Annotated in this window: 8 protein-coding genes and 3 pseudogenes; 9 read left to right on the forward strand and 2 right to left on the reverse strand. The window is 46.3% G+C overall.

What is annotated here, in order from left to right; translation table 11 throughout:
- The first annotated feature begins 86 nt into the window (after positions 1–86).
- From torC to E6P06_RS09985, 3 genes and pseudogenes are all read left to right on the forward strand, one after another.
- Positions 87–1,265 carry a pentaheme c-type cytochrome TorC gene (gene torC / locus E6P06_RS09975; RefSeq protein WP_003835737.1) on the forward strand — a complete coding sequence of 393 codons (1,179 nt, stop codon included), beginning with the start codon at positions 87–89 and terminating at the stop codon, positions 1,263–1,265.
- Positions 1,255–3,624: pseudogene (gene torA, locus E6P06_RS09980) on the forward strand (trimethylamine-N-oxide reductase TorA); the annotation flags it as partial. The gene torC and the pseudogene torA, both read left to right, overlap by 11 nt.
- Before the next feature lie 13 nt (positions 3,625–3,637).
- A pseudogene (locus tag E6P06_RS09985) lies at positions 3,638–5,098 on the forward strand (molybdopterin-dependent oxidoreductase); the annotation flags it as partial.
- 72 nt (positions 5,099–5,170) lie between these two features.
- On the opposite strand, the gene E6P06_RS09990 reads toward E6P06_RS09985, so the two are convergent.
- Together E6P06_RS09990 and E6P06_RS09995 are read right to left on the reverse strand one after the other, a co-directional pair.
- Positions 5,171–5,974: an MBL fold metallo-hydrolase gene (locus E6P06_RS09990; protein ID WP_016149743.1), complete on the reverse strand. Its 804-nt coding sequence runs from the start codon at positions 5,972–5,974 to the stop codon at positions 5,171–5,173.
- Between the two features lie 188 nt (positions 5,975–6,162).
- Positions 6,163–6,442, reverse strand: a pseudogene (locus tag E6P06_RS09995) (type II toxin-antitoxin system ParD family antitoxin).
- A gap of 482 nt (positions 6,443–6,924) precedes the next feature.
- On the opposite strand from E6P06_RS09995, the gene E6P06_RS10000 reads away from it, so the two are divergent.
- The 6 genes from E6P06_RS10000 to E6P06_RS10025 all read left to right on the forward strand — a co-directional run bounded on the left by E6P06_RS10000 (position 6,925) and on the right by E6P06_RS10025 (position 12,600).
- The gene (locus E6P06_RS10000; protein ID WP_168199042.1) at positions 6,925–7,578 is read left to right on the forward strand and encodes a PIG-L deacetylase family protein; all 654 of its coding nucleotides are present in this window, start codon (positions 6,925–6,927) and stop codon (positions 7,576–7,578) included.
- A 9-nt stretch (positions 7,579–7,587) separates the two neighbouring features.
- On the forward strand, positions 7,588–8,784 hold the full coding sequence (locus E6P06_RS10005) for a glycosyltransferase family 2 protein (protein ID WP_139935173.1): 1,197 nt from the start codon (positions 7,588–7,590) through the stop codon (positions 8,782–8,784).
- On the forward strand, positions 8,762–9,343 hold the full coding sequence (locus tag E6P06_RS10010; protein ID WP_139935174.1) for an acetyltransferase: 582 nt from the start codon (positions 8,762–8,764) through the stop codon (positions 9,341–9,343). The genes E6P06_RS10005 and E6P06_RS10010 overlap by 23 nt, the downstream gene beginning before the upstream one ends.
- A 1-nt stretch (position 9,344) precedes the next feature.
- The gene (locus E6P06_RS10015) at positions 9,345–10,118 is read left to right on the forward strand and encodes a YaiO family outer membrane beta-barrel protein (RefSeq protein ID WP_139935175.1); all 774 of its coding nucleotides are present in this window, start codon (positions 9,345–9,347) and stop codon (positions 10,116–10,118) included.
- A 1,291-nt stretch (positions 10,119–11,409) separates the two neighbouring features.
- Positions 11,410–11,937, forward strand: a complete 528-nt coding sequence (locus E6P06_RS10020) for a fimbrial protein (protein WP_139935176.1) — start codon at positions 11,410–11,412, stop codon at positions 11,935–11,937.
- Positions 11,938–12,012: 75 nt separating this feature from the next.
- Positions 12,013–12,600, forward strand: coding sequence for a fimbrial protein (locus E6P06_RS10025; RefSeq protein ID WP_139935177.1), 588 nt, complete (start codon positions 12,013–12,015; stop codon positions 12,598–12,600).
- The last annotated feature ends 110 nt before the right edge of the window (positions 12,601–12,710 follow it).

Below are 12,710 nucleotides of genomic sequence, written 5' to 3' on the forward strand. Positions count from 1 at the left end.
TAAGTCATTCATCCTGACCAGTGTTGCTGTTCACATTTGAGAAATAAGATCCTCTGTAACTAAACCATAAGATTACAGGGGCTATTATGCGGAAACTATGGAGGGCGCTGCTCAGACCGAGCGCACGTTGGTCAGTGTTGGCGCTGGTCGTTATCGGGATTGTGGTCGGTATTGCGCTGATCGTCTTGCCGCACGTTGGTATTAAATTAACCAGTTCTACCGAGTTTTGCGTGAGCTGCCACAGTATGCAGCCGGTTTACGAAGAATATAAACAGTCTGCGCATTTTCAGAATGCCTCCGGGGTACGCGCAGAATGTCATGACTGCCACATTCCATCCGATATTCCAGGCATGGTGAAACGTAAGCTGGAGGCCAGCAACGATATTTACCAAACCTTTGTTGCCCACTCTATTGATACTCCAGAGAAATTCGAAGCCAAACGCGCTGAGCTGGCGGAGCGCGAATGGACGCGAATGAAGGAGAACAACTCCGCGACCTGTCGTTCTTGTCATGACTATGATGCGATGGACCACGCTAAACAGCATCCTGAAGCTGCGCGCCAGATGAAGATTGCGGCCAAGGACAACCAATCCTGTATCGACTGCCATAAAGGAATCGCGCACCAGCTTCCCGATATGAGTAGCGGTTTCCGTAAGCAGTTTGACCAGTTACGCGCCAATGCAAACGACGATGGCGAGACGCTCTACTCTCTGGACATCAAACCTATTTATGCCGCCAAAGGTGATAAAGAACCTGCAGGCTCACTGCTGCCCGCTTCTGAAGTGAAAGTGTTAAAGCGTGACGGTGACTGGCTGCAAATTGAAATTGTGGGCTGGACCGAGAGTAATGGGCGTCAGCGCGTGTTGGCGCAACTGCCGGGCAAGCGCATTTTTGTGGCTTCCATTCGTGGCGACATCCAGCAGCACGTGAAGACGCTGGAGCAAACCACCGTTGCGGAAACGAATACACCATGGAGTAAATTGCAGGCCACCGCCTGGATGCAGAAGGGCGATATGGTCAACGACATCAAACCTATCTGGGCTTATGCCGACTCGCTCTATAACGGAACCTGTAACCAATGCCACGGCGCGCCAGAGAAAGAACACTTTGATGCTAACGGTTGGATTGGCACGTTGAACGGCATGATTGGCTTTACCAGTCTGGATAAACGTGAAGAACGTACCTTACTGAAATATTTGCAGATGAATGCCTCTGACACTACGGATAAGCCGCATGGCGATAAGGGAGAAAGCAATGAAAAATAACGATCTCTTTCAGGCATCTCGCCGACGTTTTCTAATGCAGTTGGGGGGCTTGACCGTAGCTGGTATGTTAGGGCCTTCGCTGCTCACGCCGCGTAGCGCCAACGCCGCAGAAGTCCAGGGCACTGGCGTCAAAGAGGGGATTCTGACCGGTTCTCACTGGGGGGCTATCCGTGCCACCGTGGTTGATGGTCGTTTTATTGAGGCCAAACCGTTTGAGCATGATAAATACCCGTCAAAAATGATCGCCGGACTCCCGGATCACGTACACGGTGGGGCGCGTATTCGCTACCCGATGGTCCGCGTGGACTGGTTGCGTAAGCGCCATCAGAGCGATACCACTCAGCGCGGAGATAACCGCTTTGTACGTGTTTCGTGGGATGAAGCGCTGGACTTCTTCTACCAGGAGCTGGAACGCATTCAGAAGACCTATGGTCCGAGCGCGCTGCTGACTGCCAGCGGCTGGCAATCGACCGGGATGTTCCATAATGCTTCCGGGATGCTGGCACGTGCCATTGCGCTGCATGGCAACAGCGTGAGTACCGGGGGAGACTATTCCACCGGCGCCGCTCAGGTCATTCTGCCGCGCGTGGTAGGGTCAATGGAGGTATATGAGCAGCAGACCTCCTGGCCACTGGTACTAGAAAACAGCAAAACCATTGTGCTGTGGGGCTCCGACCTGATTAAAAACCAGCAGGCGAACTGGTGGTGTCCGGATCATGATGTCTACGAATACTACGAGCAACTGAAGGATAAAGTGGCGCGGGGTGAGATTTCGGTCATCAGCGTTGACCCGGTCGTCACCTCAACGCATGACTATCTGGGCCGCGACAAGGTTAAGCACATCGCCGTGAACCCGCAGGCTGATGTGCCGCTACAGCTGGCGTTGGCACACACGCTGTATACCGAGAAGCTCTACGATAAGCATTTCCTCGATAACTACTGCGTTGGGTTTGAGCAATTTCTGCCTTATCTGCTGGGCGAAAGTGACGGACAGCCTAAAGATGCCCAGTGGGCGGAAAAAATCTGCGGAATTGATGCAGATACGATTCGTGAACTGGCGCGGCAGATGGCGGGCGGCAGAACGCAAATTATTGCCGGCTGGTGCGTCCAGCGTATGCAGCATGGGGAACAGTGGGCGTGGATGATTGTGGTGCTGGCCTCGATGCTCGGACAAATCGGTTTACCCGGCGGCGGCTTTGGCTTTGGCTGGCATTACAACGGTGCGGGCACCCCGGGGCGTAAAGGGATTATCCTGAGCGGTTTTTCTGGCTCCACCACCGTACCTCCTGTGCATGACAGCACCGATTATAAGGGCTACAGCAGTACTATTCCGATCGCGCGTTTTATCGATGCGATTCTGGAGCCGGGCAAAATCATTAACTGGAACGGCAAAACCGTTAAGTTACCGCCGTTGAAGATGTGTGTTTTTGCCGGGACCAACCCTTTTCATCGTCACCAGCAGATTAATCGCATTATTGAGGGATGGCGTAAGCTGGAAACCGTCATCGCCATCGATAATCAGTGGACGTCGACCTGTCGATTCGCCGACATCGTATTGCCAGCGACGACTCAGTTTGAACGTAACGATCTTGACCAATATGGCAACCACTCCAACCGCGGAATTATCGCCATGAAGCAGTTGGTGCAGCCGCAGTTTGAAGCGCGTAATGATTTCGATATTTTCCGCGATCTTTGCCGCCGCTTTAACCGTGAAGAAGCGTTCACTGAAGGGCTGGATGAGATGGGATGGTTGAAGCGCATCTGGCAGGAAGGAAGCCAGCAAGGGAAGGGACGCGGTGTTCATCTTCCGGCCTTCGACGTTTTCTGGAATCAGCAAGAGTACGTTGAATTCGAACATCCGCAGATGTTTGTTCGTCATCAGGCCTTCCGCGAAGATCCCGACCTTGAACCGTTGGGGACGCCAAGCGGTTTGATCGAGATATATTCGAAAACCATTGCCGATATGCAATATGACGATTGCCAGGGGCATCCGATGTGGTTCGAGAAAATCGAACGTTCACACGGTGGGCCAGGGTCGCAACGTTGGCCGCTGCATCTGCAATCCGTCCACCCGGATTTCCGTCTGCATTCACAGCTCTGCGAGTCCGAAGCGTTGCGTAAGCATTACGCGGTAGGTGGCAAAGAGCCGGTGTTTATTAACCCACAGGATGCCAACGCCAGGGGCATTCGCAACGGCGATATAGTTCGTGTATTTAACGCGCGTGGACAAGTGCTGGCCGGGGCGGTTGTCTCCGATCTCTACTCGCCGGGCGTGGCGCGCATCCATGAAGGGGCCTGGTACGATCCTGATAACGGTGGAGAAACCGGAGCGCTGTGTAAATACGGCAACCGCCGAGTGGGCATCTGGCGTGTGTGGCGTGCCTGCTGAGCAACTGGAAAAGCTGGCGGAAATTTTCTCCAGCAACAAAACCATGCTCATGGCAGGCTGGGGGATTCAGCGTCAGCAATACGGTGAGCAAAAACACTGGATGCTGGTGACTCTGGCGGCGATGCTGGGGCAAATTGGTACCGAAGGCGGTGGTTTCGGGTTCTCTTATCACTATTCTAACGGCGGTAACCCAACACGCACCGGTGGGGTATTGCCAGCAATTTCCGCCAAAATTGAGGGGGGATCATCTGCGGGCAACGACTGGGCGGTTTCCGATGCGGTGACCAGCCTGCCGGTAGCGCGAATTGTCGAGGCGCTGGAAAACCCAGGCGGCAAATATCAGCATAACGGTAAAGAGCAAACCTTCCCGGATATCAAAATGATCTGGTGGGCGGGTGGCGCTAACTTTACCCATCATCAGGATACCAACCGCTTAATCAAAGCCTGGCAGAAGCCTGAACTGGTTGTCATCTCTGAGTGTTACTGGACCGCAGCGGCCAAACACGCCGATATCGTTCTGCCAATCACCACCTCGTTTGAGCGTAATGATCTGACCATGACCGGTGATTACAGTAACCAGCATCTGGTGCCTATGAAGCAGGTCATCGCGCCGCAGTTTGAAGCGCGTAGTGATTTTGACGTATTTGCCGATCTGGCTGAGATGCTCAAGCCGGGTGGTAAGGCGGTCTACACCGAAGGCAAAGACGAAATGGCGTGGCTGAAGCAGTTCTATGACGTCGCGCAAAAAGCCGCCCGCGCCCAGCGTGTCGCCATGCCTCAGTTCAACGCGTTCTGGCAGCAGAATAAACTGATCGAAATGCGTGAGAATGAAAAGAATAACAAATATGTGCGCTACGCGGATTTCCGCAGCGATCCGGTGATGAATGCGCTGGGAACGCCGAGCGGCAAGATAGAAATCTACTCGAAAACGATTGAAGGCTATCAGTATAAAGACTGTCCGCCGCATGCGTCCTGGATTGAACCGGATGAATGGAAAGGAACTGCGGATAAAGATCAGCTGCAGCTACTGACGGCGCACCCGGCACATCGTCTGCATAGCCAGCTGAACTACGCGTCGCTGCGTAAAGAATACGCGATTGCCAATCGTGAACCGGTGACGATTCATCCGGATGACGCGAAAGCCAGAGGGATTGTCGAGGGCGATCTGGTTCGTGTATGGAATGCTCGCGGACAGGTTCTGGTGGGGGCGCACGTCAGCGACGGTATCAAACCGGGAATCATCTGTATCCATGAAGGCGCATGGCCGGATATTGAAAACGGTATCTGTAAAAATGGCGGCGCGAACGTGCTGACGGCGGATATCCCAACCTCACGGCTGGCGAATGGCTGTGCGGGGAATACCAGCCTTGTATATGCAGAAAAATTCACCGGTGAAGCGCCAAAACTCACCGTCTTTGATGAGCCAGCAATTGTCACCATGTAATGATGATGGCTGATAAACGGGGGCCGTAAGGCTCCCGTTTTTTATTACTGTTTGGGCAACGTTTTACTGTTGTTACTCAGCCAGTTCAATCACATCTCCCGTTGCCGGTGCGTCAGTTCCCGGTAGCCACAATCGACCCCATGAACCAGTGCAATGACAGCCGAGTAGTTTTTCGGGTTGTTGTTGCTTAATAAATTGTCGGGTCCGCCATAGCTTAGCGGGGGAGGCAGCACGTAAATGAAACCCACCGACCAGGGCATAAATTTGGTTAACCCCTGTGATTTTCTGGCAATGGCGTACGATGTTCTCTATTCCCCGATGCCCGCAACCAGTAATGATGACTAACCCGCGTTCAGATTTATAGATCAACACGCCTTCGTCACTGATGTAATCTGGTTGGAGTGTTTTCTCGCTAATCACACCATAGGATTGTGGCGTGGGAACGCTAATTTCCCCGGACCACAAAAAGCGATCGCTGATAGCCAGCGGCTCGCGGGTGTATTCCATGATGAATCGAGAGTAGTTGTTATCATGCGAGAGTTTTTTAATTTTTCGTGGTGTTCCCGCAACCGTAACTGAGGCGTATCGTTCACAGGCTATTTGGGGATGGCAAATGATACGGCTGTTATCCGCAAGCCACGGCACGCCGCCGCAGTGATCGTAATGGCCGTGCGACAGCACCACGGCGGTTAAGTGCGTTAGGTCCACGCCCATTTGTGCAGCGTTATGCATGAAGCTGCCATCCGGCCCGGTATCAAACAATATTGTGGTCGTTTCATCCTGAACTAACAGACTTAATCCAGGCTTTGCCAGTAATGTTTTTCCAGCGCCAGCAGCACGTCGGTTTTCAAGCAGCACCGTGAGGGTCAAAGCCATGTCTGACTCCAGTATTAAAACGGCATACTGTAATGCATGGCTGTTGAGGGTGCTGTGATCGCAGCGCTCTTTAGCGGTATGTAGTGGCACAGTAAAATGTCAGATATCTGATTAATATATTTGTCGGCCTGCTCTTCACCGAAATGGGGGTACCTGTAATACCAGATATCCTCCGGATCCAGGCGACTTCAGGTGTGAGTTAAATGGTTTTCACCGGCACCCCTCGTGCCTGCTTTCACTTTTTTCAGAAACACATCCTTTTCCCACGCCACAGGTTCGCCGCTGCTCAGGCCTTCTGCCAACAAATCCCGCAGGGCCTGGAGACGTGACTCCGCCTGTTTCTAACGCAGGAGACGAAGTGACTCGCGGATTACCTCACCCTGTGTACGATAATCACCTGATTCTATGAGAGATTCGATGAACTCCCGGAGTTCATCTCCGATGATCCACTGTCATTGTTCTGGCCATATCAAGCCTCACGATTGTAAATTTAAATCTTACATTCAGTTTATTCGATACTCAAGGGAGTATTCCGTACTGAACATTTGGGAGAATTGGGTAATATCTGGGCAGAAGAGGGAAGGGGCGCTACGTGAATTTCTGGCCAGAGGCCCCATGTAATCTTGTCAGTCTTCACGCAGGGTGCTGTAGTTACTCAGTGTTTTGAGTAAATTATCTGGATGGATAATACTTTAAATTTACTCTTAAGTAGTGCATTTTTTAATGAAATATCACCACTCATTTTTATTATATTTGGTGTGCTTTATATGGATCATTTCAGGTTTCAGTTCTAAAGTTGATATTTTATTATCGATTGTGGTTTGTGTGTTCTGGTTATATTTAAAGCATATTCCAGAGTTATATTTTTTGCTGTTTAGTGATTATGGCATTCTGCTCTCATCAATAAACATCTATAAAATGTAAAACTATTAGACAAGGTGTTAAAGTCTGTGTTAATTCCTCAATCAGTCAAAAAAAGAAAAGGTGTTCTTGCTATTGGTGCACATCCTGATGATATCGAACTGGGATGTGGAGCGTCCCTCGCTCGTCTTGCGCGGGATGGAGTTTACATTATTGCTGTAGTAATGACTTCTGGCAAATCAGGCGCAGATAAACTTATTGATCGTCATCAGGAATCACGTGAGGCATTAAAAATTTTAGGTTGCAAGCAAACCATTCATCTTGATTTTGATGATACTCGTACCTATTTGCAACTCGATGGTATGATTCGCGCGCTGGAAGACATCATTCATTATGATATTCCATCGGAGGTTGAAATTATGCGAGTATATACCATGCACAATGCTGATCGTCATCAGGATCACTCAGCGGTCTATCAGGCTTCAATGGTTGCTTGCCGCTCGATTCCACAAATTCTCGGTTATGAAACACCAAGCACATGGCTGTCATTTATGCCTCAGGTTTTTGAGTTAGTAGGAGAAGATGATTTTAATTTAAAACTTAAAGCCTTAAGTAAACATAAAAGTCAAAGCAAACGTGATTATATGCGTTCTGAACGTCTACGCGCTGTCGCGCAGTTTCGTGGACAACAGATTAATAGTAATTATGGGGAAGGTTTTGTTATTCACAAAATGATCCTATGAGTATAATTAATGAAAACTATCATTTTTATATCAATGGCTATAGCGATATTGCTATGGTTTCTTAGTACATTAAGACAAAAACCAAGTCAAAAAAAAGGATGTGTTGATGCTATTATCCCTGCTTATAACGAAGGACCTTGTTTAGAGCAATCATTAGAAAACCTTTTACGAAATCCTTATTTTAACAAGGTAATTTGTGTAAATGATGGCTCTACTGATAACACCGCAGAAGTAATGGAAGCCGTAAAACAAAAATGGGGTGCGCGTTTTATTGCTATTACTCAAAAAAATACAGGTAAAGGTGGGGCATTGATGAATGGCCTTAATTATGTCACCTGCGATCAGGTTTTTTTAAGTGATGCCGATACTTACGTTCCGCCTGATAATGATGGTATAGGGTATATGCTGGCAGAAATTGAGCGCGGCGCAGATGCTGTTGGTGGTGTTCCCTCTACAACATTAAAAGGTGCGGGTTTGCTACCCTATATCAGAGCCACTGTTAAATTACCGATGATTGTAATGAAGCGAACATTGCAGCAGATTCTTGGAGGAGCCCCATTTATTATCAGTGGTGCATGCGGTATGTTCCGAACGGATGTTTTGCGTAAGTTTGGCTTCTCTGATCGGACAAAAGTTGAGGATTTGGATCTCACCTGGACGCTGGTTGCCAATGGTTATCGTGTACGTCAGGTTAATCGCTGTGTTGTATATCCTCAAGAGTGCAACAACATAGGTGATGAGTGGCGCCGCTGGAGACGCTGGATTATTGGTTATGCCGTATGCATGAGGTTGCATAAATCACTCCTGTTAAGCCGCTTCGGTATATTCAGTATTTTTCCTATGGTTATGGTAGTACTTTATTGCGTGGGCGTTTATCTGGTTACCTGGATTAATGAGTTTTACGCTGACGGAGCATATGGAATCGTGCAAGCTATATTTCCATTTGTTTGGGTTGGTGTGGTTTGCCTGATTAGCGCTTTTAGCGCCTGGTTTCATCGCTGTTGGTTATTAGTGCCATTAGCTCCACTTTCTGTTTTATATGTATTATTAGCCTATTCTATCTGGATTGTTTATGGACCTGTTGCCTTTTTTACTGGACGTGAACCCCAAAGAGATAAACCCACACGCTATTCAGCCCTGGTGGAAACGTCAGAAGTTAATTCCAGCTCAACTTCCACAAGACGTGAAAGTTTTTCTGAAAGTTGATACCGAAGAGAATAACATTCAAATTGCTGATAATGTAATTATCGATCAAAGTGCAGGAGATGTTATTATTGGTGCCAATACACGAATTTGCCACGGTGCTGTTATTCAAGGGCCTGTTGTGGTTGGTGCTAACTGTCTGATTGGTAATTATGCATTCATTCGCCCTGGTTCAGTGATTAGCAATGGTGTAAAAGTTGGGTTTGCAACCGAAATTAAAAACTCGGTTATTGAATCCGAAGTAACAATTGGGCCGCAATGCTTTATTGCTGACTCTGTTGTTAGAGATCATGTTTATTTAGGTGCGCAGGTACGTACCAGTAATCATCGTCTGGATGGTCAACCAGTATCTGTTCACTCTCGGGAGAAAACTATTATTACTGGATGCAATAAACTGGGGTGCTATATCGGTCAGCGCTCACGACTTGGAGTACAGGTAATTATTTTGCCTGGTAGGGTTATTGCTCCGGATACTCAACTTGGCCCACGTATTATAGTGGAACGTAACTTAGCTTCCGGAAATTATTCCCTCCGGCAAGAGCTTATTCGTACAGGTGATTAAAATGAGAAAACAAGTCTTTTTAACGGTAAGTATTTTTAGCTCATTACCAGCTTATGCCGGAGTAACATCTATTACAACAGGTTATGACTTTATCGATTATTCCGGTAACCATGGCACGCGAAATGTAGCATATGCTGAAATGGTCACAAACATTGAAAGATCAACATTACTTTTGAATATTTCTCAGGGGCATCGCGATTATGGAACTGAGAGTTTCAATGCTACGAAAGGCCACAGTTCTGTGTGGTATAAATGGAATAATTGGCTGACAACACGTACAGGTATAGCCTTTGCTGATAATACCCCTGTCTTTGCGCGGCAGGATTTTCGTCAGGATATTAATTTAAGGCTGATGCCAAAAACTGTGTTCACCACTGGATATCGTTATACAAAATATTATGATGATGCTGAGGTTAATGCCTGGCAGGGTGGTATTGGCCTCTATATGGGTCAATTTATAGCTAACTACCGTTACACTCATTATGATTCAAGTCATACGGGAGGCAGTTATAGTAATATGGTCTCCCTTCGTCTGAAGGACTCACGTGGTGATGGTTATACTCAATTATGGCTGAGTCGTGGCACAGGTGCTTATGTCTATGACTGGTCTCCTGAGACCCTGAACGGAAGTATGAAGCACATAACCCTCCAACGTATCCAGCCACTTACAGAGCATCTTAATCTGGGATTGACGGCAGGTAAAAGTTGGTACGACACACCAACCAGTGAATACAGTGGATTCCAGGTTGCAGCCCATCTTTCCTGGAAGTTCTGACTATTCCATTATGAGGGGCCTGGTGGCTTTTTTGTTACTAACTAATCCACTTAAATAGTGTTTACGATGTGAGGTTCAATAGTAAAATTTTGTACTATGAAGGAGGTAAATTAATATCCTGGTTGTCCTGTGTTACAGATATTTATTTCTCCTGGCAACTGATTCCAGGATTGAACTCTGTATGCTACCTGTTCTATTAATTGGATTGGTGAAGTTATTCGCTATTTGTGATCAATTGTGTACTAAATGGTATTATCCACAAAAGTATCTGGTTCATTTGTGACAGGAATTTATGGAGTGTTATCAACAGGACTGGATACCAGAACTACTTTCATTGTAGCAATTAAACTACTATTATCTACAATAATGTCAATGGACTATGTAGCAATTATAATGCTGCTGCATAATCTTAAAAATTCATAGGGGCTTTTCTTCCAGCCCCTGTTTACCAGGCTAGTGTCTTTTATCACATTTCTCATAGTCGAATCTCTGTACAGATCCTTGTTGTAAACAGTAGCTTCGCTACCATGTGATATTTCTCAAATCTCATACCATAAACTGTTTCAGACCTGGATGGCTCTATGGATAGTTGTACTCATCGAGTAATTACTTGTGTGTAGATTTCAACTTGCATTTTTAAGTGATGAGAATTATCTGTCTTGTCTCATTTAAATGTGATAAGGCAGCAAGGGATTTCTATATCAGAACCCGTTGCATAGAATATGTGTGACGGGGGCTGTTTTATCAGCACCTTCATGGTGTATTTTACCCGAATAGAGAAACCTTGTGAGCTTTTCTTGTATCAGCCATCATAAATGAATAGAAAGTCGGTTTAATACTTATGTCCATATTTATGCCTGTATTTTGAACTGAAATATGAAATGCCATATTGAGGCTCTGAATAGTATTACTGTTATATTAATATTCCTTTAGGTTGCTGTATTGTCGTTGGCGTTATGAATAACTAATTTGAACTTATTCATATTGTCCTGTTTGGTTAACGAAAAATCATCTTTTATATGTATGATAATGTTTTTAAAGATTCAATAAGAAATGATATGTAAGTATCTATTTTTTTTTGAGTGTTGATTGGTCGCGAGTTCGGAGTTCTTTTTACAAGAAGCACGTAATGATATAATTATAACAGTGTTAAGATTAAATATTGTCATTCGTAATCACTTCTACAATAATATGAAGGGCGCTGAGTTGTTGATTTTATTTCTGACGTACCTTAACCCTCAGCGTTTTTTTTGTTATGTACTAGTTAAAGTAAGGATTGAGGTTTAATTTTATGAAGGAAAGTTTAGTAGCTGGTATTGTAGCTATGGCGATGTTTTCTTTTGGTGCCCAGGCTAATGGTCAGGGTGTTGTTAACTTCAAAGGTACTGTAATTGATGCTCCATGCGGCATTGCATCTGAATCAGCAGATCAAACTATTGATTTCGGCCAGATTTCTAAGGCACATTTAGATGCTGATGGTATTTCGGTTAAGAAAAATCTGGATATTAAACTTGTTAATTGTACTCTGGCTAAGCCAGCAGGCGCCGGGAACTTTAAAACCGTAAACGTTGCTTTCACTGGCACAACTACTGGTCAAAATACTGAATTAGGTACTTCTGGTAAAACTGGTACAGCCATTGTGGTGTCTGGGGCCGGTGACGTTCTGGTTGACTTTACTGGAGCTGCCGGCGCTGCCAGCAATCTTCAGAACGGTGACAATACCCTACGCTATAGCGCCTGGGTTAAAAAAGCAACTGGTGGGACGCTGAGTGAAGGTGCCTTCACCGCCATTGCGAATTTTAATCTGACCTATCAATAATTAGCGCTTGCTTCTTATGTAATAAAAAAGCAGAACTATTTATAGTTCTGCTTTTACCCGGAATGGAATATCAAAATGAACAGGCGCTTTGCTTTTATTGTAACGATATTCTGGAGTTCTGTATTGTATGCTACCTCCTCAGTACCTTTCCCTCCTCCGGGGATGACACTGCCAGAATATTGGGGAGAAGAGCATGTGTGGTGGCATGGCCGTGCAAATTTTAAAGGTCAGGTCATTATGCCTGCCTGTACGTTAGCGATGGAAGATACGTATCAGGTAATCGACATGGGAGAAACACCTGTACGGGATTTACAGAACAGTAGTATTGGAGCGGAAAAAAAATTTCGCCTGAGATTGCGTAATTGCGAACTGGCGGGTACAGGGAAACGAGTTTATACGGCAAGTCGTGTGCGTGTAACTTTTGAGGGGGGGCACGGTGATACTCCCGATAAATTCTTATTACTTGGGAGTTCTCAGGGCGTAAGCTTACAAATACTGGACAAGCAGGGTTATCCGGCTAAGCCTGGAAAGGTAATGCCCCCATTATTATTGAATGGGAATGAAGATGAATTTAATTATACCTTACGACTTGTCCGTAACGAATATCCACTAAAATCCGGGAGTTATTATTCCGTGTTGCGGTATAAGGTCGATTACGAATAATAGCCAAATTGTATTTAATAAAGCATATCCATCATACATGATGGTTTTTTTCCTTGCTGTTGGATGAATATAGCTTTCGTTTGTCGGAATCACTCTTATTCGTGTTGAAA

Source organism: Citrobacter sp. CF971 (genome assembly GCF_006385635.1).
GTDB classification, from domain to species: domain Bacteria; phylum Pseudomonadota; class Gammaproteobacteria; order Enterobacterales; family Enterobacteriaceae; genus Citrobacter; species Citrobacter freundii.